We start from the raw sequence: 23,327 nt of genomic DNA on the forward strand, positions 1-23,327 counted from the left end.
AGACAGCCTCCTCTCCTCCGTGTGTTACTATAAAAGTTATCTCCCTTCTCGTTCATCGTTCCATATTTGAGAAACAGTATGTCTTCCAGAGTTTTGACCCCGGACGTCGTTGGTATTGACGCCCTGGTACACGATCACCAAACCGTTCTGGCAAAAGCTGAAGGCGGTGTGGTTGCCGTATTTGCTAACAATGCCCCGGCGTTTTATGCCGTCACGCCTGCGCGCCTGGCTGAACTGCTGGCGCTGGAAGAAAAGCTGGCGCGTCCAGGAAGCGATGTCGCTCTGGACGATCAACTCTATCAGGAACCGCAAGCCGCTCCCGTTGCTGTACCCATGGGGAAATTCGCCATGTATCCGGACTGGCAACCCGATGCCGACTTTATCCGCCTGGCGGCGCTATGGGGCGTGGCGCTAAGAGAGCCGGTGACCACCGAAGAACTGGCCTCATTCATTGCCTACTGGCAGGCGGAAGGTAAAGTCTTTCACCATGTACAGTGGCAACAAAAACTGGCGCGCAGCCTGCAAATCGGCCGTGCCAGCAACGGCGGACTGCCGAAACGAGATGTGAATACGGTCAGTGAACCTGACAGCCAAATTCCACCAGGATTCAGAGGGTAACGATGAAAAACGTTGGCGACCTGATGCAACGCCTGCAAAAAATGATGCCTGCCCATATCAAACCTGCATTCAAAACGGGTGAAGAACTACTGGCGTGGCAGAAAGAACAAGGGGCGATCCGCTCCGCCGCTCTCGAACGTGAAAATCGGGCGATGAAAATGCAGCGCACCTTTAACCGCTCCGGTATTCGTCCACTGCATCAGAACTGCTCCTTTGAGAACTATCGCGTTGAGTGTGAAGGGCAGATGAATGCGTTAAGCAAAGCGCGCCAGTATGTCGAAGAGTTTGACGGCAACATCGCCAGCTTCATCTTTTCTGGCAAGCCAGGAACCGGCAAAAACCATCTGGCGGCGGCAATCTGCAACGAGCTACTGCTACGCGGTAAATCCGTATTGATCATCACCGTGGCCGATATTATGTCGGCGATGAAAGATACCTTCAGGAATAGCGGTACCAGCGAAGAACAACTGCTTAACGATCTGAGCAACGTTGATCTGCTGGTGATCGATGAGATCGGTGTGCAGACCGAATCGAAATACGAAAAAGTGATCATCAACCAGATCGTCGATCGCCGCTCTTCTTCCAAACGCCCAACAGGGATGCTGACTAACAGTAATATGGAAGAGATGACCAAGTTGCTGGGCGAACGCGTGATGGATCGTATGCGCCTGGGTAACAGTTTGTGGGTGATCTTCAACTGGGATAGCTACCGTAGCCGGGTAACGGGTAAAGAGTATTAATCCCCGTTTCTGGCGGTATACTGCGACACAATTCCACATTGAGTAATAATGATGAAAACTGTTAAACACCTTCTGTGCTGTGCCCTTGCCGCCAGCGCATTAATTTCCACCGGGGTGCATGCTGCATCCTGGAAAGATGCGCTCTCCAGCGCCGCCAGCGAACTTGGCAACCAAAACAGCACGACACAAGAAGGCGGTTGGTCGCTCGCTTCATTAACTAGCTTGCTTAGCAGCGGGAACCAGGCCTTAAGTGCAGATAACATGAACAATGCCGCAGGCATACTGCAATACTGCGCCAAGCAAAAGCTAGCTTCGGTAACCGATGCCGAAAACATCAAGAACCAGGTGCTGGAAAAGCTGGGCCTGAACAGTGAAGAGCAAAAAGAAGACACCAACTATCTGGATGGCATTCAGGGTTTGCTGAAAACCAAAGATGGTCAGCAACTCAATCTGGATAACATCGGAACGACTCCGCTGGCAGAAAAGGTGAAAACCAAAGCCTGCGATCTGGTGTTAAAGCAGGGGCTAAACTTCATTTCCTGATCCGCGAAACGCCGCGTTTTAGCTGTTACCCGGCTGACGCGGCTCTCTCCTGTCCTTTTCCCTGCTCCTGGACGGTTTTCCCCCTGTTACACGGGAAGCGACCGTAATCAAAAAAGTCTGTTTATAAACTAATTCCTAACAACATCGCATTTTTTTGACACTAGAATTGCAGCAATATGGCGACGCCATTACATTGTGTTTCTCAAAAAGCTTAAACGTTGGCTAAACGGCCCGGTTTAGTGAGGATCGCCCGTTGTCAGAACTACTCTCTTTCGCCCTTTTTCTCGCCTCTGTGCTGATTTACGCATGGAAAGCGGGACGTAACACCTGGTGGTTTGCAGCCACGTTAACGGTGCTGGGGCTATTTGTCGTTTTAAATATCACCCTGTTTGCCAGCGACTATTTTACTGGTGATGGTATTAACGACGCGGTTCTCTATACCTTAACCAACAGCCTGACCGGTGCTGGTGTCAGCAAATACATTCTGCCGGGTATCGGCATTGTGCTGGGGCTTACGGCGGTGTTCGGTGCGCTGGGCTGGATCCTGCGCCGTCGTCGTCATCATCCGCACCATTTTGGTTACAGCCTGCTGGCACTCTTACTGGCGCTGGGTTCAGTGGATGCCAGCCCGGCATTTCGTCAGATAACGGAACTGGTGAAATCCCAGTCACGCGACGGCGACCCGGACTTTGCGGCTTATTATAAAGAGCCGTCGAAAACTATCCCTGACCCGAAACTCAACCTGGTTTATATCTACGGCGAAAGTCTCGAGCGAACCTATTTTGATAACGAAGCTTTCCCGGATCTCACGCCTGAACTGGGCGCGTTGAAAAATGAAGGACTGGATTTCAGCCATACGCAGCAGCTGCCGGGAACGGATTACACGATTGCAGGCATGGTGGCTTCTCAGTGCGGCATTCCGCTGTTTGCTCCCTTTGAAGGCAACGCCTCCGCTTCTGTTTCCAGCTTCTTCCCACAGAACATCTGCCTGGGCGATATCCTGAAGAACTCGGGTTATCAGAACTATTTCGTGCAGGGCGCGAATCTGCGTTTTGCCGGTAAAGATGTGTTCCTGAAGTCGCACGGCTTCGACCATTTATATGGCTCAGAAGAGCTGAAAAGCGTGGTGGCAGACCCACACTATCGCAACGACTGGGGATTCTACGACGATACCGTGCTGGATGAAGCGTGGAAAAAGTTTGAAGAGCTTTCCCGCTCTGGTCAGCGATTCTCACTGTTTACCCTGACAGTCGATACCCATCACCCGGATGGTTTTATCTCGCGTACCTGTAACCGCAAAAAATATGATTTTGACGGTAAGCCGAATCAGTCATTCAGTGCGGTAAGTTGCAGCCAGGAGAACATCGCAACGTTTATCAACAAAATCAAAGCGTCACCGTGGTTTAAGGATACCGTTATCGTTGTCTCGTCTGACCATTTAGCGATGAACAACACGGCGTGGAAATACCTCAATAAGCAAGATCGCAATAATCTGTTTTTCGTCATTCGTGGCGACAAGCCGCAGCAAGAAACGCTGGCGGTGAAGCGTAATACGATGGATAACGGCGCGACGGTGCTGGACATTCTCGGTGGCGATAACTATCTCGGACTTGGTCGTAGCAGTTTATCCGGGCAGTCGATGTCGGAAATCTTCCTCAATATCAAAAAGAAAACATTGGCGTGGAAGCCAGATATCATCCGCCTGTGGAAATTCCCTAAAGAGATGAAAGAGTTCATCATCGACCAGCAGAAAAACATGATTGCCTTCTCGGGTAGCCATTTCCGTTTGCCGCTGCTGTTGCGGGTTTCAGACAAACGCGTGGAACCGCTGCCGGAAAGTGAATACTCAGCACCGCTGCGTTTCCAGTTGGCCGATTTCGCTCCACGCGACAATTTCGTCTGGGTTGACCGTTGCTATAAGATGGCACAACTCTGGGCTCCGGAACTGGCACTTTCCACCGACTGGTGTGTCTCGCAAGGGCAGCTTGGCGGTCAGCAAATTGTCCAGCATGTTGATAAAACAACATGGAAGGGCAAAACGGCATTTAAAGATACGGTCATCGACATGGCGCGTTACAAAGGCAATGTCGATACGCTGAAGATTATTGATAACGATATTCGCTACAAAGCCGACAGTTTCATCTTTAACGTCGCCGGTGCGCCAGAAGAGGTGAAACAGTTTAGCGGGATTTCTCGTCCGGAGTCGTGGGGCCGCTGGTCCAACGCACAGCTGGGCGATGAAGTCAAAATTGAGTACAAGCATCCGCTGCCGAAGAAATTTGACCTGGTGATTACCGCCAAAGCATACGGCAATAACGCCAGCCGTCCTATTCCGGTACGCGTAGGCAATGAAGAACAAACCCTTGTGCTGGGCAATGAAGTAACCACCACCACGCTGCATTTCGATAACCCAACCGATGCTGACACGCTGGTGATTGTGCCACCTGAACCCGTCTCAACCAACGAAGGGAATATCCTCGGACACTCGCCGCGTAAGCTTGGTATCGGCATGGTGGAAATTAAAGTGGTGGAACGTGAAGGGTAATTCCTGACTGATTTGTAGGTCGCATAAGGTGCGACCTACACACCTTCTCCGGCACACAACACATTATTAAGAAACAAAAAAAACAGCGCCCAACACTTCCCCGGACGCTGCATGGCAACTTTAATAATCTCGCCTTATAAGAAAGTAATTACACCCTTAATCAACTCACGATTGTTAATCACATCGCGCTCATAGGTTTCTGCCAGCGTGGCGAACGGATAGCGATGGGTTAACATCATGTCTGCAGTGATTTTTCCTTCCGCCATCAGTCGACCGACTTTAGCGAAATCTTCCGGCGTGGCGTTGCGGCTGCCCATCATCGTCGTTTCTTTTTTATGGAATTCCGGATCGGAGAACTGCAACTCACCTTTAAACAGACCGACAAATACCACCGTGCCGCCGTGACGAATCAGATTTACGGTGTTATTCATCGCATGTTGATTACCTGTCGCGTCGATCACTTTCTGCGCCAGCGAACCACCAAACTGCGCCCGCAGCTGCGCGTCAAAATCTTCGGCTGACGGGTCCAGCACGGGCAACTCCAGACGCGTTGCCACATGTTCTCGGCGTGCCGGACTGGTATCCGCCACCACCACCTGTGCGCCATCAGCTTTAGCGATTGCCGCCGCGCCCAGACCGATTGGCCCCGCCCCGACCACCAGCACCTGCTCGCCGGGAGCAATGGCTGCACGACGCACCGCATGTGCGCTAATAGCGAAAGGTTCAATCAATGCTGCCGCCTGCGGGTCAATACCGTCTGCGGGCAAAATGTTCGCCACCGGCACGCTCAAATACTCACTAAAACCACCATCCTGATGCACACCAATAACTGAAATTTTTTCACAGCAATTGGTGCGACCGCTTTTACATGCCGGGCATTGCTGACAGGCAACATAAGGGATCACAGCAACTTGCTGACCATTTTTAAGATCAGCAATATTTTTACCCAGCCCAACAATCTCCCCACATATTTCATGGCCTAAAACGCGTGGATAACTAAAAAATGGTTGATTTCCACCCCAGGCATGAATATCGGTACCGCAAATCCCGACAGACTTAATTTTTATTAATGCTTCATTGTCACCCGGAATAGGTATCTCGCGTTGTTTCCAGACTAATTCTTTCGGCTGCTGGCAAATTAAAACATTCATCGTAGACATGATTCGGCTCTCCATTTTTTGTTGCCTTAGATATCAATGAAAATGAAAAATGGCAGCGGAACGGAAAATCTGTTTTGTGAAAACACACGCATAAAAATGTTTTAAATCGGGTTTTAATGGACTCACAAGGAGGAAAATATGAGTCGCTCACAAAATTTACGCCACAATGTGATTAACCAGGTCATTGATGATATGGCGCGGGGTCACATCCCTTCCCCACTTCCATCGCAAAGTGCGCTGGCGGAAATGTACAACATCAGCCGCACCACAGTGCGTCATATTCTCAGCCACTTACGCGAATGCGGCGTCTTGACGCAGGTTGGAAACGACTATGTTATTGCGCGTAAACCTGACCATGATGACGGTTTCGCCTGTACTACCGCTTCAATGAGTGAACAAAACAAAGTGTTTGAGCAGGCTTTTTTTACGATGATAAACCAGCGCCAGTTACGCCCAGGGGAAACTTTTTCTGAACTGCAACTGGCTCGGGCCGCAGGTGTCAGCCCGGTTGTAGTAAGAGAATATCTTTTAAAATTCGGTCGTTATAATCTTATTCAGAGCGAAAAGCGCGGCCAGTGGAGCATGAAGCAATTCGATCAATCCTACGCCGAGCAGCTATTTGAGCTACGCGAAATGCTCGAAACTCATTCACTTCAGCACTTTCTCAACCTGCCTGATCATGATCCCCGCTGGCTGCAGGCGAAAACCATGCTCGAACGTCATCGACTACTGCGTGACAACATCGGCAACAGCTTTCGCATGTTCTCGCAACTTGACAGAGATTTTCACTCCTTACTGCTTTCAGCTGCCGATAATATCTTTTTTGATCAATCGCTTGAGATCATCTCAGTCATCTTTCATTTTCACTATCAATGGGACGAAAGCGATCTTAAACAGCGCAATATCATTGCCGTCGATGAGCATATGACCATTCTCAGCGCTCTGATTTGCCGCAGTGACCTGGATGCCACCCTTGCGCTCCGTAACCATTTGAATTCAGCTAAACAATCAATGATTCGATCCATTAATGAGAACACGCGTTATGCTCATTAAGTACGGATTAAAAACAGCAAACTATTAGCGGGTGCACGGTTTTATCAAAAGATAAATACCGGAAAATTCCCGCTTACCTATGCTCACAATCAGTCGACTAAAAATGTTTTTGTGAGCGGTAGTAAAGTCCTAAAACTTTTACCTGCCGTTAATGTCAACCTTGCGTAATGCACAATTACGTAAACAATTAAAATTATAAATACAGGAGTCCGGCGTGGAAAAAGAAAATATCACCCTCGATCCGCGTTCTTCATTTACTCCATCTTCGTCGGCAGATATTCCCGTGCCACCAGATGGATTAGTTCAACGCAGTACCCGAATTAAACGCATTCAAACCACCGCCATGTTGTTATTATTTTTTGCGGCGGTAATCAATTATCTCGACCGCAGTTCACTGTCGGTAGCAAATTTAACGATTCGTGAAGAATTGGGATTAAGTGCCACCGAAATCGGCGCTTTGCTCTCCGTGTTTTCACTCGCCTACGGGATTGCGCAGCTTCCTTGCGGCCCGCTATTGGATCGTAAAGGCCCGCGCCTGATGCTGGGACTGGGGATGTTCTTCTGGTCACTGTTCCAGGCAATGTCTGGCATGGTGCACAGCTTTACGCAGTTCGTGTTGGTGCGTATCGGTATGGGGATTGGTGAAGCGCCGATGAACCCATGCGGTGTAAAAGTCATTAACGACTGGTTCAACATCAAAGAGCGCGGACGCCCGATGGGCTTCTTCAACGCAGCTTCTACCATTGGCGTTGCCGTAAGCCCACCGATTCTGGCGGCGATGATGCTGGTGATGGGCTGGCGCGGGATGTTTATTACCATTGGTGTGTTGGGTATTTTTCTCGCCATCGGTTGGTATATGCTCTATCGCAACCGCGAGCACGTAGAACTGACTGCCGTTGAACAAGCCTATCTCAATGCCGGTAGCGTCAATGCCCGCCGTGATCCACTCAGTTTTGCTGAATGGCGCAGCCTGTTCCGTAACCGCACAATGTGGGGAATGATGCTCGGATTCAGTGGCATCAATTACACTGCGTGGCTGTATCTGGCCTGGCTTCCTGGTTACCTGCAAACAGCCTATAACCTGGATTTAAAAAGCACAGGATTGATGGCGGCTATCCCTTTCCTGTTTGGGGCTGCCGGGATGCTGGTCAACGGTTACGTTACCGACTGGCTGGTCAAAGGGGGAATGGCTCCGATTAAAAGCCGTAAGATCTGCATTATTGCCGGGATGTTCTGTTCTGCCGCCTTTACGCTGGTCGTACCGCAAGCGACAACATCCATGACGGCGGTTCTGCTGATTGGCATGGCACTGTTCTGCATTCACTTTGCTGGAACATCCTGCTGGGGATTGATCCACGTCGCTGTCGCTTCTCGCATGACTGCATCGGTGGGCAGTATCCAGAACTTTGCCAGCTTCATCTGCGCTTCTTTCGCGCCGATCATTACTGGTTTTATTGTCGATACCACCCACTCATTCCGTCTGGCGCTAATCATCTGCGGTTGCGTCACCGCGGCGGGTGCACTGGCATACATCTTCCTGGTTCGTCAGCCGATCAACGACCCACGTAAAGATTAATTTCCCTATGCCCGATAACATTTTGCTTATCGGGCATTTTATGGCGATTAAAACGTTTCCCAGTTCTCTCCGCTATCTGCCACGGCCATTTTACGCGGCGCAGCTGGCGTCACGGTTTTTACCACAGCCGATGTTTCACGCTGCTGTTGCTGAATCCGGAACACTGCCACAGCTTCGGTCAGGCGACTGGCCTGCTCTTCCAGCGCGGCGGCGGCAGCGGCAGATTCTTCCACCAGCGCAGCGTTCTGTTGAGTTACCCGGTCCATCTCAGCAACCGCTAAGCCAACCTGATCGATACCACGGCTCTGCTCATCAGAAGCCGAAGCAATTTCGCCCATAATGTCCGTCACGCGGGTCACAGCGCTGACAATCTCTGCCATGGTTTCCCCGGCGCTTTCGACCAGCGTAGAGCCAACATCCACTTTGCCCACCGAGTCTTCAATCAGGCTTTTAATTTCGCGAGCCGCCTGAGCGCTACGCTGGGCCAGATTACGCACTTCTCCCGCAACCACCGCAAAACCGCGCCCTTGCTCACCCGCGCGCGCAGCCTCAACCGCCGCGTTCAAAGCCAGAATATTGGTCTGGAAGGCAATGCCGTCAATTACGCTGATAATATCGGCGATTTTCTGCGAGCTGGTGGAGATATCGCGCATGGTCTGCACCACGTTATCAACCACTTTGCCGCCACGTTGAGCCGTTTCGGAAGCACTTAATGCCAGATGGCTAGCCTGACGCGCATTCTCGGCGTTCTGTTTCACCGTTGCGGTCAGTTGCTCCATGCTGGCTGCCGTCTCTTCCAGCGAAGCGGCCTGTTGCTCAGTGCGCGAAGAAAGATCGTTATTACCGGTGGCGATTTCGCTGGCACCGCTATAGATAGCATTGGCCCCGTTGCGCACATCACCGACGGTACGCATCAGCTCTCCCTGCATATGGCGCAAACTCTCTGCCAGTTGCCCCATCTCATTAGAACCATCCACCTCAATCGGTTTCACCAGATCGCCACCTGCAATATGACGAATGCTGTCAATCAGGCGATTCATTGGCGCTACCAACGAGGCTTTAATACCGAACCAGACGGCGAAGATGACCGCCAGTACGACGATCATCACGCCCACCAGAATCCACATCGCCTGGCTGTAGGAGGCATTGTTATCGCTGACAGCGATATCATAGAGCCGATCGTTTTGCTCCATGTAAGCCACATACTGCTTCTCGAAACCGTCCTGATATCCCTGAGTCGGCTGATCAAAGAATTCGTTGATTTTGCCTGCACCTAACAGTTGGATCAGTTCCGCCAGCGCATTGTGATAAATATCGTAATTACGTTTGATCTCTGCCGCTGCGGCGGTGCTCTGACGCGGGTCACGCGGCAATGCTTCGTAATCCGCCCAGTTTTTTTCCGCCTGTTTCAGCGAAATACTGGCACTCTGCATCAGCTCGGCAACGGTTGAACCGCTACCAATATTGTTCTGATCCATCATGTAGCGGATACCTGCGCGGTTGAGGGTGTTACGCGTCTGCAACAACGCGACCCAGCTGCCATTCAGCGTGGATTGCTGTTGGCGAATGGTTTGTAAAACAGTGAAATTTTCTTTGTCATTCTTTAAGGCATTAAAGAACAGACCGCCTGATGTCAGTTGTAAAAGGCCAAAAACGGCCAAAACCAGCAGTAAGCTGGTCACGATCTTGATACGTTTTAACATGGTTTCTCTTTCCACTAGACAGATACACTGGTTGTCGGCCTGGTGGTGGAAAACTTTATGCTGTGGAAAAGCGTCGGCACTGCTTTTGTTGCAGCAAACTTGCGTTTTTTGTGAGGGTCACACTCTATAGCGGCAGTTTATGGTACAAAGTATCAATCTTCTTCGAACCAGTGATACTCCTATGGCTTATAGCATCGATATCATCTCCTGCATTACCGAACGGTTTATGGCGTTAACAGCCACTGAAAAGCGTATCGCACAATTTATTCTTGATGATGTCCCCGCCGCGGTGGAACTGCCAATTGCTGAGCTGGCACGGTTAACGCAAACCAGTCAGGCGTCGGTGACGCGTTTTGCCCGTGCACTGGGGTGCAAAGATGTCCGCGAGCTGAAAGTCAAACTGGCGCAGTCACTGGCTGTCGGGCAGCGGTTTATTCTCGATGTACCGGATCTTGACGGTGTTCAGGGGATCTACGAAGCGATTATTAGCGTGCTGGAAACGCATCGTCGTTCGCTGGATATGAATGCCATCAGCCAGGCTGTAAGCTGGTTAAGTCAGGCGCGGCAAATTCTTGCGTTAGGAGCTGGCGGCGGTTCCACTATCTGTTCACAGGAGATTCAGTACCGTTTATTCCGTCTGGGGCTACCGGTGGTCAGTCAGAATGATGCCCTGATGATGAGAATGATGTGCTCGGCAGTGATGCCGCAGGATGTGGTGATTGTGCTGTCGCTGGGCGGTTATACACCGGAAATCATCGAAAGTGCGGCAATCGCCCGTCAGTATGGCGCGCGTGTTATTGCCATTACGCCAGCACAAACGCCGCTGGCAGAACAGGTAGATCTGGTATTGCCGCTGCTGGTTCAGGAGAGTGATTACATCTTTAAACCCACGCCTTCCCGCTACGCGATGTTAGCCATGGTCGATGTACTGGCAACGGAACTGGCAATGGCAAATAAAGCGCAGGCGAAAGATCGCCTGCGGCGGATAAAACTGGTGTTAGACAGCCACCGTGGGGGCGCTAACCGCCAGCCACTTGGCGATTAGCATTGTCGGTTATGCTTCTTCAGGTTTGGTGATCACGACACTCTGGTTTTCACGCTCATTGGTGATAATAGCCAAAGCTTCTTCCCGGCTGACCTGACTTGCTGGCGTTACCAACGTCACCAGTACGCCAGCGACCAGGCTGCCCAGCACTGACGGAATACACGGGTTACCCCAGTAAGCCAGCCAGTCGGCATTCATCAGCACCACAATTGACATCACCATACCGCTCACTAACGCCGCCAGCGCGCCCTGCCAGTTAAAGCGTAGCCAGAAGCGACCGAGAATCGAGCAGATAAACAGCCCGGACATCAGCATCGAAATCATTTTGGTAATGTAGCTGATGATATCATTAGAGGTCAGAGCAAAGACCAGCGCCAGGCCAATAACAAAGGTCAACATCCAGCGTGAGTAAGTAATGGCCTTGTCCTCCGGCGGCATTCTGCCGGTAATCATGGTGTAGACGTCGCGCATCATAATCGCCACTGCCGCAATGGCATCAGAACTGGCAGAAGACATGGTGGCAGAAAGCCCGGCAATCAGCACCACCAGCCCAAGAATGGCAGGTAAGAAGCTGGTCGCGAACAAGAAGGCGTAGTTGCTGTTTTCCAGATTTGGGTTCATGGTGAACGCCGCCATGCCGATAATGGCAGGCAGAATCGAGAAGAACAGATACAACACGCCAGTAATAACAAATGAACGCCGTACAGAGGGAACGTCTTTTCCCGAGTAAATACGCTGGCGATAAGATGGTGTGGCCAGTACGCCGACACCAATAACCAGTGCCAGCGAAAGCGCAGGCAGCACGCCCATTTTATCAATCGCAAATAGGCTCATCGCTTTTGGGTCCATCGCCTGCTCAATCGCACTCCAGCCGCCAACGTGAACCACGGCAAGAATAGCCATTAATATAAAGCCAAAGAACAGAATTAGGGCCTGAATAGTGTCTGTCCACACTACCGCCGAATAACCGCCGATAATAACGTATATCGCAAAGGCTAAGGCGATAATTAATTTTGCCACAGTAAGATCAATACCCGTCGCCCAGGCAAGATACATACTGCCACCTAATATATGCGCCCCCAGCCAGCCAATAGAGGCAATAAATATCATCAGACCGACAATATTTTTAATTAAATGACTGCCGCCAGTATAATAAGATATTTCTTCACTCATGGTCATAAAACGTAATTTACGTACCGGTGCAAACAGCCACGCCACCAGTAATATACCTACGGCCCCACCGACGCCATAAAGCATTCCGGCCCAGCCATTGCTGTAGCCAAAGCCCACTGCGCCCATACTGGAACCCGTGCCAACCATCGTGGCAACGGTTGACCCCAGCGTCAGAAACAGCGGCAGCGAACGCCCGCCCAACAGAAAATCTTCTCCGCTTTTCTGATTACGAGAAACAAACCAACCAAGCCAAATCATGGCGATGGCATAAATAATAAAGCCGACTAAAAAGATATGACTGTTCATAATTCACATCCTGCCAGTAGAGAGAGAATAATGTAAGAGTTCCCGGAGTGCTGAATGTATTCAGCACTCAATTGCGGTCTGTTTTTTTAATTCTTAAATTTATTAGCGGGTCGCGTTATAACAGGTCACATCGACTTCGACTTTACAATCGACAACCAGATCAGCCACACAACAAATACGTGCAGGCGGATTCTCGCCAAAAAATTCTCTGAATACTTTATTAAATGACTGGAAATAGCGGGCGTCGGTCAGGATCACTTTCACGTGAACCACATCCGCCAAGCTATAACCGGCTTCAGTCATGATGTCGACACAGTTTTGGATCGCCAGTCGTGACTGTTCAACGATTCCGCCTTCTACCACTTCACCGTTTTTCATGGGTGTTTGCCCGGAGACGTACAGCCAGCCGCCCGCCTCAACCGCCCTGGCAAAAGGCAAATGCTGCCCGCCAGTGCCTGTTCCACCTTCCGTACCGTAACGTTTAATGCTCATATTCACTCCTTAATGTGAGGTCTGCCGGCACAGGAAGCGTCCCGCACGGCCTGTAATATGTTTATCGCGACCATAGCTCATAACGCCGTTCACCATCACCGCCTCAATGCCATCTGCCGGGCGTTTGGGATCAGAAAAGCTGGCAACATCACGAATGGTTTGTGGATCGAACAACACCAGGTCCGCAAAATAGCCAACTTTCACCAGTCCACGCTGGGGCAGGCGAAAACGGCTGGCAGAAAGCCCGGTCATTTTGTGGATAGCCGTGGTCAGTGGGAATAAGCCTTCATCACGGCAATAGTGGCCCAGCACACGAGGGAAGGCGCCCCATAAACGTGGATGCGGCATGGGATCATTGGGCAGGCCGTCAGAGCCAATCATACTGACCGGATAACTCAACACTCGGCGGACGTCGCGCTCGTCCATGTTGTAATAGATAGCCCCGGCAGGCATTAGCAGCTTCGCGGCCTCCAGCATACTCATCTGCCAGTCGATGGCGATTTGCGCCAGTGTTTTCCCGGCCTGCTGCGGATGCGTTTGTGACCAGGTGATCACAATATCGAATTCGTCGGTGACTTGTTTGAGATCCAGCGTTGAAGAGCTGGCTGAGTAAGGGTAGACATCGCAGCCAATTTCCTGGTGTTGACGCATTTGGTCAAAAAAGGCCAACGTTTCTTTTGTCCGCCCCCAGTTTTTCGCCCCGGCGCATTTATGGTGGGAAACCACGACAGGCACTTTGCCATGACGCCCAATACGAAACGCCTCATCCAGGGCATCGAGAATCGGTTCAAATTCAGAACGCAGATGGGTGGTATAAACGCCCTTCTCACCGGCTAATTCTTCCGCCAGCGCCATGACTTCTTCGGTAGTCGCCTGAAATGCTGTGGCATAGGCCAGCCCGGAACTTAACCCCAGCGCCCCCTGACTCAACGCCAGACGTAAGTCGGCACGCATAGCGGCAATTTCATCCGCCGTCGCCGGGCGAAACAGGTCGTCCATATGGTTATTACGCAGCGCCGTATGACCAATCAGCGTGCCAACGTTCAGTGACGGCCTGGCTGCTTCCACTGCCTGGGCATAGCTTTCAACGGTAGGATAAATAAAGTGCTCCGCTTCCCCCAACAGATTCATCGGGTCAGGAACTTCACCTTTCATTTTCGCCGACGCCGCACTAATCCCGCAGTTACCGACAATCACCGTAGTGATCCCCTGACTGATCTTTGGCAGATATTCCGGGATGCGAATAACGTTGATATCGTCATGGGTATGAACGTCGATAAACCCTGGTGCCAGCACCCGCCCTTCCCCGTCAATGACCTGCTGCGCCGTAACGTTAAGCGCAGGGGCAATATCGACAATCCGATCACCTGTTATTGCCACGTCACCGCGAAATTCAGGGCCGCCGCTACCGTCGATAACGGTCACATTTTTGATTAACCAGTCAACCTGCATGTTCGTCACTCCATTTCTGCAATGGTGACAAGTTAACCATTTACAAGGACGAAAAACAGTGGAAAACTACGCAAAACCCAGATGATTTTCTGATACTTTTATTCATAAATCATAAGATAAATAAACTAAATATTTATATTTCATTTAGTTACAAATGATACTCACATCCGATACGGTGAAAAACTTAAAAGGTAAATGTTATGAAATACCACTCAGAACCTCTGGTTCCCCATAAATCTGCCCTGATGCAAATGCCCGCAAATCTCCTTGCCGAAGATGTCTGTTTACCTGCCGCGATCATTAAAAAGCAGGCCCTGGAGAACAACATTACGTGGATGCAACGCTACGCTGACGTGCGCGGCGTTTCGCTGGCACCGCACGGTAAAACCACCATGACGCCGTGGATTTTTCAGGCGCAGCAGGCAGCTGGTGCCTGGGCAATAGGTGTCGGTAGCGCATGGCAGGCTGGTGCGGCAATGGCGAGCGGTATTCAGCGAGTGCTGATGGTTAACCAGTTGGTCGGCAAGGCGAATATGCAGTTGATTGCCCAGTTGCAACGGCATTACCCGACGGTCGATTTTATCTGCTGTATCGACAGCATTGAGAACGCCCGCGCTTTGTCTGCCTTTTTTGCCAGTCAGCAACAGACACTGAACGTGATGATTGAGTTGGGTGTTCCCGGCGGACGCTGTGGTTGCCGCTCAACGGATGCCGCACTGGCACTGGCTAAACAGGCGGCCCAATTACCAGGGCTACGTCTGCGCGGGCTTGAGTTATATGAAGGTGTTTTACACGGTGACGATCCACAACCGCAGGTAGAAGCTCTGCTGCGGGATGCCGCACAACTGGCCTGTGATATGGCAAGTCTGGTTGATGGCGAGTTTATTCTCACCGGAGCAGGCACGGTCTGGTATGACGTGGTGTGCAATATCTGGCTGGCGGCAGAAAAGCCTGATAACTGCCGCATTGTTATTCGCCCTGGCTGCTACATCACTCACGACACCGGGATCTACGACGCGGCACAACAACAGTTGCTTGCCCGCGATCCTGTGGCCTGCGATCTGGCAGGCGATCTCACATCTGCGCTGGAACTGGTCGCCATGGTGCAATCGGTGCCGGAAGCTGCTCGTGCGGTGGTTAATTTTGGTAAGCGTGATTGCGCCTTCGACGCCGGACTGCCGCAACCAATCGCCCACTATCGCAACGGCAAATCACTGGCATTTGATCCACAGGCGATTCGCAGTACAGGCATTATGGATCAGCACTGCATGTTGCAACTGTCAGCTAATAGCGACGTGCAAGTGGGGGATATTCTGGTGTTTGGCACATCGCATCCGTGCCTGACCTTCGACAAATGGAAAGCGTTGTTATTGACTGATGACGACTACAACGTACTGGCGGAATTAGACACTCTCTTCTAAGAATACCCCTTCGGTTAATTATCGAAGGGGCATTTTTATTGTGATCTCAATCACATATCCACCCGACGAATAATTCTTGCCCAACCGCTCACCGCCATTCCTGACCGCTTACGTCCCAAATATAACCACTCAGTTATTTACCTTACTTTACGCGCGCGTAACTCTGGCAACATCACTGCAGGATAGCGGTCAATTTACCTCCTCAAACGCAACGCAAACCTAGAACGGCTTCGGCCAACTATTAATCAATACATGCCAGGTTTTACTATGGATACTAAAAAGATATTCAAGCACATACCCTGGGTGATTCTCGGAATCATCGGTGCATTCTGCCTCGCGGTAGTTGCATTACGTCGGGGGGAGCACGTCAGTGCCCTGTGGATCGTGGTCGCCTCTGTGTCGGTGTATCTGGTGGCTTATCGCTACTACAGTTTGTACATCGCCCAGAAGGTGATGAAACTCGACCCCACGCGCGCGACGCCTGCGGTTATTAACAATGACGGTCTGAACTATGTTCCGACCAACCGTTACGTGTTGTTTGGTCACCACTTCGCCGCTATCGCCGGTGCGGGTCCGCTGGTTGGTCCGGTTCTCGCCGCACAGATGGGTTACCTGCCTGGTACGCTGTGGCTGCTGGCGGGGGTAGTGCTGGCCGGTGCGGTTCAGGACTTTATGGTGCTGTTTATCTCCTCTCGCCGTAACGGCGCATCTCTCGGTGAGATGATCAAAGAAGAGATGGGGCCAGTACCGGGAACTATCGCGCTGTTTGGCTGTTTCTTAATCATGATCATCATCCTTGCCGTTCTGGCGCTGATTGTGGTTAAAGCCCTGGCCGAAAGTCCGTGGGGTGTCTTCACCGTTTGCTCAACCGTACCAATTGCGCTGTTTATGGGTATCTACATGCGCTTTATCCGTCCGGGGCGTGTAGGTGAAGTCTCTGTTATTGGTATCGTGCTGCTGGTTGCCTCTATCTACTTCGGTGGCGTAATTGCTCACGATCCGTACTGGGGTCCGGCACTGACCTTTAAAGACACTACCATTACCTTCGCACTGATTGGCTATGCGTTTGTTTCCGCACTGCTGCCGGTGTGGCTGATCCTCGCACCGCGCGACTATCTGGCAACCTTCCTGAAAATCGGCGTTATCGTCGGCCTGGCGCTGGGTATCGTGGTGCTGAACCCGGAACTGAAAATGCCTGCGATGACCCAGTACATTGACGGTACTGGCCCGCTGTGGAAAGGCGCTCTGTTCCCGTTCCTGTTCATCACCATCGCCTGTGGTGCGGTATCTGGCTTCCACGCGCTGATCTCTTCCGGTACGACGCCGAAACTGCTGGCTAACGAAACCGACGCGCGTTTCATTGGCTACGGCGCAATGCTGATGGAGTCCTTCGTGGCGATTATGGCGCTGGTTGCTGCGTCCATCATCGAACCGGGTCTTTACTTCGCGATGAATACCCCGCCTGCGGGCCTTGGCATCACCATGCCTAACCTGCATGAAATGGGTGGCGAGAACGCGCCGATCATCATGGCGCAGCTGAAAGACGTTACCGCACACGCGGCAGCGACTGTCAGCTCCTGGGGCTTCGTGATTTCGCCAGAGCAGATCCTGCAAACCGCGAAAGACATTGGTGAGCCTTCTGTCCTGAACCGTGCAGGTGGTGCGCCGACGCTGGCGGTAGGTATCGCTCACGTGTTCCATAAAGTGCTGCCGATGGCTGACATGGGCTTCTGGTATCACTTCGGCATTCTGTTCGAAGCCCTGTTCATCCTGACCGCGCTGGATGCGGGTACCCGTTCTGGTCGCTTTATGCTGCAGGACCTGCTGGGTAACTTCATCCCGTTCCTGAAAAAAACCGATTCTCTGGTTGCCGGTATCATCGGTACTGCGGGCTGTGTGGGTCTGTGGGGCTACCTGCTGTATCAGGGCGTGGTCGATCCGCTGGGCGGCGTTAAGAGCCTGTGGCCGCTGTTCGGTATCTCCAACCAGATGCTGGCAGCCGTAGCGCTGGTACTGGGCACCGTTGTGCTGATTAAGATGAAGCGCACCCAATACATCTGGGTAACTGTTGTTCCAGCTGTATGGCTGCTTATCTGCACCACCTGGGCGCTGGGCCTGAAACTGTTCAGCACCAACCCGCAGATGGAAGGCTTCTTCTACATGGCAAGCCAGTACAAAGAGAAGATTGCTAACGGTACTGACCTGACGGCACAGCAGATTGCCAACATGAACCACATCGTTGTGAACAACTACACCAACGCGGGCCTGAGTATTCTGTTCCTGATTGTGGTGTACAGCATCATCTTCTACGGTTTCAAAACCTGGCTGAAGGTGCGTAACAGCGACAAACGTACTGACAAAGAAACTCCGTACGTTCCAATCCCGGAAGGCGGCGTGAAGATCTCTTCGCACCACTAACCGTGTTTAGCCCCGCTTCGGCGGGGCTTTGTTCTTATCAGAGTGAACTATGTTTGGTAACTTAGGACAGGCAAAAAAATATCTCGGCCAGGCGGCGAAGATGTTGATTGGCATTCCAGACTACGACAACTACGTCGAGCATATGAAGACCAACCATCCCGACAAGCCGTACATGAGCTATGAAGAATTCTTCCGCGAACGCCAGAACGCGCGCTACGGCGGCGATGGTAAAGGCGGTATGCGCTGTTGTTAATGGAGAGAGCATGAACCCGATTGCAGTTACCCTACTCACCGGTTTTTTAGGCGCGGGAAAAACCACCCTGCTGCGCCATATTCTTAATGAACAGCACGGCTACAAAATTGCCGTGATTGAAAACGAATTCGGCGAAGTCTCCGTTGATGATCAACTGATTGGCGACCGCGCCACGCAGATCAAAACGCTGACCAACGGCTGCATCTGTTGTTCGCGCTCCAACGAGCTGGAGGACGCGCTACTCGACCTGCTGGATAATCTCGACAAGGGCAATATTCAGTTCGATCGTCTGGTTATTGAATGCACCGGCATGGCCGATCCCGGCCCGATTATTCAGACCTTTTTCTCCCATGAGATTTTATGCCAGCGCTACCTGCTGGACGGCGTGATTGCGCTGGTGGATGCGGTACATGCCGATGAGCAGATGAACCAGTTCACCATCGCCCAGTCACAGGTTGGCTACGCCGACCGTATTCTGCTGACCAAAACCGACGTCGCAGGCGAAGCAGAAAAACTGCGTGAACGCCTGGCGCGCATCAACGCCCGCGCACCGGTCTACACCGTCACCCACGGCGACATCGACCTGGGTCTGCTGTTCAACACCAACGGTTTTATGCTGGAAGAAAACGTCGTCAGCACCAAACCGCGTTTCCACTTTATCGCGGATAAACAAAACGATATTTCGTCGATTGTGGTGGAACTGGATTACCCGGTAGATATCAGCGAAGTTTCCCGCGTGATGGAAAACCTGCTGCTGGAGTCGGCGGATAAACTGCTGCGTTACAAAGGGATGCTATGGATTGACGGCGAACCAAATCGCCTGCTGTTCCAGGGTGTCCAGCGCCTCTACAGCGCCGACTGGGACCGCCCGTGGGGCGATGAAAAACCGCATAGCACGATGGTGTTTATCGGGATTCAGCTGCCGGAGGAAGAGATTCGGGCTGCGTTTGCGGGGTTGAGGAAGTAATCGTGAAAGGTTGAGTGTAAAGCAGCTCAATGCCCCATTTAGCAGTGAGGGGGGAAACAGAACGACGTGCTCCCCTCCGCTAAGTTTTATTGCGCGTGAATACCTGGATCTGGCAAAAAATTGCCGCGTGTGGCGTCAGACCATGCTTCGCTACCAGAAGCAGGAATGTCGCTGTAATCAATGTCTTCGTCGGATTTATTAACCAAAGCCATGAGTTCAGCTTCTTGCTGCACATCAAGTGTGTAGAGTGTGCCCCGTTTATGTTTAATCATGCTCATTTATGACCAGAACCTTTACGATTTAATTATAAAGATGACTTATTTCAGCCATCCAGGCACGTTATATTCTGAGACATTCTCAATGGAATATGCATCTCTCCTGTCAGAACCTTTCTTACATTTCAACTCATTGAACCCCCATTTACCCTCTCTATTGGAATAAAATACAGTATATTTATCGGTATTAAACCCGAAATATCTTTCATCCGGACGTGAAATATTCAACTCTCCACATTTAACCTGATTACGCCATTCAAAATCTATGGTGGTTTTTAAAACGTAGTACGAAATTCCTTCTACATTTTTTGAAGCAAAAGCCACTAAAATAGTAGATACGATAAATGCTCCGGCAAGTATAAATAACCTATACACATTTAATTTAGTCCCCAGAGTTAAAAAAGAAAAATAGATAATAAGTTGCATTAACATGAAGAAAAGCAACATAAAAGCCATCCCTTTCCAGAAATACTCAACCCATGGAGTTAGCGTGATGTTTAGATTACTCAAACTTAAAAATAAACTGGAAGCATAACTACTTGTGAATAAATATATAATTGGCATGACTGCTATAGTCACAGACCTAATAATCATTAATCTTTTATTTTCTTTAAACTCTAACTCTAATATAATAAAAATACCTCCCAGAAAAACAAATACTGAAAAAGCACTAAAAACGTATACAGAGGCACTGACTGGAAAAATATTAATTGAAAGCACAAAAAACAAAAATATAAACCATGCAATAAGTGAACACCAGGCAGCACAACTATTCAACCTGTTTTTATTACTGAACTTAACAAAATACCCCATATATTCTGTAATGCGATTTTCTTCCACTAATGCATAAAGAAGAATACCAACAAAGCACAGAGATAAAATAATATCTTTCCACAGATATTTATAAGGGAGAAGTATAAAACCAAGAAATAGATAAATTAGCAGAATGACATCTAATGCCTTAGTACAAAAATATTGTTTCACTCCTTGCAAGAACCGAACATTCTCCATATGAATCCTTCTCCAGCTATTGATGAAACTCAAGAATACATTTAAAACAGTGACTTAATGCTGATAATACTCTTTGAGCAGATGAATTCATCTATTTTTCTGTGTAGAATTTGCGCATCGCATTTAGATGAGAACACCCCATGGCGGAACTGAACCTAAGTAACCTGACGGAAGCAGACATCATTACCAAATGCGTTATGCCAGCCATTCTCAATGCAGGCTGGGACAACACAACGCAAATCAGACAGGAGGTCAAACTCCGGGACGGTAAAGTCATCGTACGTGGTAAAGTTGCGGCACGCAGAACGGTAAAATCTGCTGACATCGTGCTGTATCACAAACCAGGCATTCCCTTAGCCGTGATTGAAGCAAAAGCCAACAAACATGAAATTGGCAAAGGGATGCAACAGGGCATTGAATATGCGCGCCTGCTGGACGTTCCTTTTGTTTTTGCCACCAATGGTGATGGCTTTATCTTCCGCGATGCCACCGCAGCTGAAGGTGAATGCCTTGAAAAGCAAATAACGCTGGATGACTTCCCCTCCCCCGCTGAACTCTGGCAAAAATTCTGCCTCTGGAAAGGATACACACAAGCTCAGCTTCCGGTGATTACTCAGGACTATTACGACGATGGCAGCGGTAAATCGCCACGTTATTACCAGCTTCAGGCAATCAACAAAACCATAGAAGCCGTCTCCAACGGGCAAAACCGCGTTCTGCTGGTCATGGCGACCGGAACAGGGAAAACCTATACCGCATTCCAGATCATCTGGCGCCTGTGGAAATCAAAAAATAAAAAACGCATTTTGTTCCTTGCCGATCGCAACATTCTGGTCGACCAAACCAAAAATAATGATTTCCAGCCATTTGGTACGGCAATGACCAAAGTCAGCGGACGCACCATTGATCCCGCTTATGAAATTCACCTCGCGCTCTATCAGGCTATAACTGGCCCGGAGGAAGACCAAAAAGCGTTTAAACAAGTCGCACCAGATTTCTTCGATCTGATCGTGATCGACGAATGCCACCGCGGCAGCGCATCCGAAGACAGCGCCTGGCGAGAGATCCTTGATTATTTCAGTTCCGCCACCCAAATTGGCTTAACCGCCACGCCAAAAGAGACGCATGAAGTCTCCAGCACGGATTACTTCGGCGATCCGGTTTACGTCTACTCGCTAAAAGAAGGGATCGAAGACGGCTTCCTCGCCCCTTATAAAGTTGTCCGTGTTGATATTGATGTCGACCTGCAAGGCTGGCGCCCAACCAAAGGGCAAACTGACTTAAACGGCGAAGTGATCGACGATCGTATCTATAACCAGAAAGATTTCGATCGCACGATGGTAATCGACGAACGCACAGAACTGGTTGCCAGAACCATTACCGACTACCTCAAGCGCACCAATCCGATGGATAAAACCATCGTCTTCTGTAACGACATCGATCATGCAGAACGTATGCGCCGCGCCCTGGTTAATCTCAACCCGGAGCAGGTGAAAAAGAACGACAAATACGTCATGAAAATCACCGGCGATGATGAGATTGGCAAAGCTCAGCTGGATAACTTCATCAACCCGAAAAAACCGTACCCGGTTATCGCGACCACTTCAGAGCTGATGACCACCGGTGTGGATGCTAAAACCTGCAAACTGGTAGTACTGGACCAGAACATCCAGTCGATGACCAAATTCAAGCAAATTATCGGTCGTGGTACACGCATCGACGAACGTTACGGCAAACTCTGGTTTACCATCCTCGACTTTAAAAAAGCCACCGAACTGTTTGCCGATGAGCGTTTTGATGGCATTCCCGAAAAAGTCATGGATACCACACCAGAGGATATCGCCGACCCAGAATCTGATTTTGAAGAGAAACTCGAAGAAATCAGCGAACATGACGAAGAGCAGGTAACAGGCGTTGATGAACCGCCTGCGCCACCATACCAGGTTACCGATAGCGATGATGTCGGCCCACTTCCGGAAGAAGACGAGAAGAAAATCCGCAAGTTTCACGTCAACGGTGTAGCGGTGGGCGTTATTGCGCAGCGTGTTCAGTATTACGATGCCGACGGTAAACTGGTTACCGAATCTTTTAAAGATTACACCCGCAAAACACTGCTCAAAGAATATGCCTCGCTGGATGACTTTACCCGCAAGTGGCAGGACGCCGATCGCAAAGAAGCGATCATTCACGAGCTGGAGCAACAGGGGATCATCTGGGAAGTACTGGCAGAAGAAGTCGGTAAAGATCTCGACCCGTTCGACATGCTTTGCCACGTAGTGTATGGTCAGCCGCCGTTAACCCGCAAAGAGCGCGCCGAGAACGTGCGCAAGCGGAACTACTTCACAAAATACTCTGAAGCAGCGCAAGCCGTGCTCGATAATCTGCTGGATAAATACGCCGATGCGGGCGTACAGGAGATCGAAAGTATTCAGGTGCTGAAACTTAAACCATTCGACAGTATGGGCACTTTACCGGAGATTATTAAAACCGGATTTGGCGACCGTAACGGGTATAATCAGGCGCTCAGCGAGCTGGAAAACGAAATCTACCAATTACCGCCCCGCTCTGCTTAACAA

19 protein-coding genes are annotated in these 23,327 nt (G+C 50.4%); 12 read left to right on the forward strand and 7 right to left on the reverse strand.

From position 1 onward, the window contains the following. The first annotated feature begins 78 nt into the window (after positions 1–78). The 4 genes from dnaT to opgB all read left to right on the forward strand — a co-directional run bounded on the left by dnaT (position 79) and on the right by opgB (position 4,446). Positions 79–618, forward strand: a complete 540-nt coding sequence (gene dnaT, locus FQ015_RS19840; protein WP_000098818.1) for a primosomal protein DnaT — start codon at positions 79–81, stop codon at positions 616–618. A gap of 2 nt (positions 619–620) precedes the next feature. Beyond that, positions 621–1,358 carry a DNA replication protein DnaC gene (dnaC, locus tag FQ015_RS19845; protein WP_000799911.1) on the forward strand — a complete coding sequence of 246 codons (738 nt, stop codon included), beginning with the start codon at positions 621–623 and terminating at the stop codon, positions 1,356–1,358. 48 nt (positions 1,359–1,406) lie between these two features. After that, positions 1,407–1,901 carry a DUF2501 domain-containing protein YjjA gene (gene yjjA / locus FQ015_RS19850; protein WP_077782364.1) on the forward strand — a complete coding sequence of 165 codons (495 nt, stop codon included), beginning with the start codon at positions 1,407–1,409 and terminating at the stop codon, positions 1,899–1,901. Between the two features lie 253 nt (positions 1,902–2,154). Further along, positions 2,155–4,446 (forward strand): phosphatidylglycerol--membrane-oligosaccharide glycerophosphotransferase, encoded by a 2,292-nt coding sequence (opgB, locus tag FQ015_RS19855; RefSeq protein WP_160524402.1) that lies wholly within the window; start codon positions 2,155–2,157, stop codon positions 4,444–4,446. A 134-nt stretch (positions 4,447–4,580) separates the two neighbouring features. Here the strand turns inward: opgB and lgoD are convergent, their stop codons facing one another. Beyond that, on the reverse strand, positions 4,581–5,606 hold the full coding sequence (gene lgoD / locus FQ015_RS19860) for an L-galactonate oxidoreductase (protein WP_000106034.1): 1,026 nt from the start codon (positions 5,604–5,606) through the stop codon (positions 4,581–4,583). Between the two features lie 138 nt (positions 5,607–5,744). Here lgoD and FQ015_RS19865 point away from each other — a divergent pair, with 138 nt between their 5' ends. Together FQ015_RS19865 and FQ015_RS19870 are read left to right on the forward strand one after the other, a co-directional pair. Further along, the gene (locus tag FQ015_RS19865) at positions 5,745–6,659 is read left to right on the forward strand and encodes a GntR family transcriptional regulator (protein WP_000091572.1); all 915 of its coding nucleotides are present in this window, start codon (positions 5,745–5,747) and stop codon (positions 6,657–6,659) included. 214 nt (positions 6,660–6,873) lie between these two features. Beyond that, complete coding sequence (locus FQ015_RS19870) at positions 6,874–8,235, forward strand: MFS transporter (RefSeq protein ID WP_000410144.1); 1,362 nt, start codon at positions 6,874–6,876, stop codon at positions 8,233–8,235. Positions 8,236–8,282: 47 nt separating this feature from the next. Here the strand turns inward: FQ015_RS19870 and tsr are convergent, their stop codons facing one another. After that, complete coding sequence (gene tsr / locus FQ015_RS19875) at positions 8,283–9,938, reverse strand: methyl-accepting chemotaxis protein (protein WP_039020397.1); 1,656 nt, start codon at positions 9,936–9,938, stop codon at positions 8,283–8,285. A 181-nt stretch (positions 9,939–10,119) separates the two neighbouring features. Between tsr and FQ015_RS19880 the strand changes: the two genes are divergently transcribed. After that, entirely contained in the window at positions 10,120–10,983 is an 864-nt protein-coding gene (locus tag FQ015_RS19880) for a MurR/RpiR family transcriptional regulator (protein ID WP_039020398.1), read from the forward strand. A gap of 9 nt (positions 10,984–10,992) precedes the next feature. Here FQ015_RS19880 and FQ015_RS19885 read toward each other — a convergent pair whose 3' ends face one another. From FQ015_RS19885 to FQ015_RS19895, 3 genes are all read right to left on the reverse strand, one after another. Next, positions 10,993–12,462: a sodium:solute symporter family protein gene (locus FQ015_RS19885; protein ID WP_001084236.1), complete on the reverse strand. Its 1,470-nt coding sequence runs from the start codon at positions 12,460–12,462 to the stop codon at positions 10,993–10,995. A 102-nt stretch (positions 12,463–12,564) separates the two neighbouring features. Continuing rightward, positions 12,565–12,954 (reverse strand): RidA family protein, encoded by a 390-nt coding sequence (locus FQ015_RS19890; RefSeq protein ID WP_000023754.1) that lies wholly within the window; start codon positions 12,952–12,954, stop codon positions 12,565–12,567. Between the two features lie 9 nt (positions 12,955–12,963). Then, entirely contained in the window at positions 12,964–14,406 is a 1,443-nt protein-coding gene (locus FQ015_RS19895; protein WP_160524403.1) for an N-acyl-D-amino-acid deacylase family protein, read from the reverse strand. A 200-nt stretch (positions 14,407–14,606) separates the two neighbouring features. Between FQ015_RS19895 and FQ015_RS19900 the strand changes: the two genes are divergently transcribed. The 4 genes from FQ015_RS19900 (at position 14,607) to yjiA (ending at position 19,465) form a co-directional block, all read left to right on the forward strand. Further along, on the forward strand, positions 14,607–15,827 hold the full coding sequence (locus tag FQ015_RS19900; RefSeq protein WP_160524404.1) for an amino acid deaminase: 1,221 nt from the start codon (positions 14,607–14,609) through the stop codon (positions 15,825–15,827). Positions 15,828–16,094: 267 nt separating this feature from the next. Continuing rightward, positions 16,095–18,245: a pyruvate/proton symporter BtsT gene (gene btsT, locus FQ015_RS19905; protein WP_001314407.1), complete on the forward strand. Its 2,151-nt coding sequence runs from the start codon at positions 16,095–16,097 to the stop codon at positions 18,243–18,245. 49 nt (positions 18,246–18,294) lie between these two features. After that, positions 18,295–18,498, forward strand: coding sequence for a YbdD/YjiX family protein (locus tag FQ015_RS19910; protein WP_000467859.1), 204 nt, complete (start codon positions 18,295–18,297; stop codon positions 18,496–18,498). 10 nt (positions 18,499–18,508) lie between these two features. Then, positions 18,509–19,465, forward strand: a complete 957-nt coding sequence (gene yjiA / locus FQ015_RS19915) for a GTPase (RefSeq protein WP_001297640.1) — start codon at positions 18,509–18,511, stop codon at positions 19,463–19,465. A gap of 86 nt (positions 19,466–19,551) precedes the next feature. Here yjiA and FQ015_RS19920 read toward each other — a convergent pair whose 3' ends face one another. Both FQ015_RS19920 and FQ015_RS19925 read right to left on the reverse strand, forming a co-directional pair. Continuing rightward, a complete protein-coding gene (locus FQ015_RS19920) occupies positions 19,552–19,743 on the reverse strand; it encodes a hypothetical protein (RefSeq protein ID WP_000061760.1) in 192 nt (63 codons plus the stop codon). A gap of 39 nt (positions 19,744–19,782) precedes the next feature. Further along, positions 19,783–20,751: a hypothetical protein gene (locus FQ015_RS19925; protein WP_160524405.1), complete on the reverse strand. Its 969-nt coding sequence runs from the start codon at positions 20,749–20,751 to the stop codon at positions 19,783–19,785. Between the two features lie 140 nt (positions 20,752–20,891). On the opposite strand from FQ015_RS19925, the gene hsdR reads away from it, so the two are divergent. Next, positions 20,892–23,324: an EcoAI/FtnUII family type I restriction enzme subunit R gene (gene hsdR / locus FQ015_RS19930; RefSeq protein ID WP_032205355.1), complete on the forward strand. Its 2,433-nt coding sequence runs from the start codon at positions 20,892–20,894 to the stop codon at positions 23,322–23,324. The last annotated feature ends 3 nt before the right edge of the window (positions 23,325–23,327 follow it).

The sequence above is a fragment of the Escherichia sp. HH26CH genome (assembly GCF_009820205.1).
Lineage (GTDB): Bacteria > Pseudomonadota > Gammaproteobacteria > Enterobacterales > Enterobacteriaceae > Escherichia > Escherichia coli_F.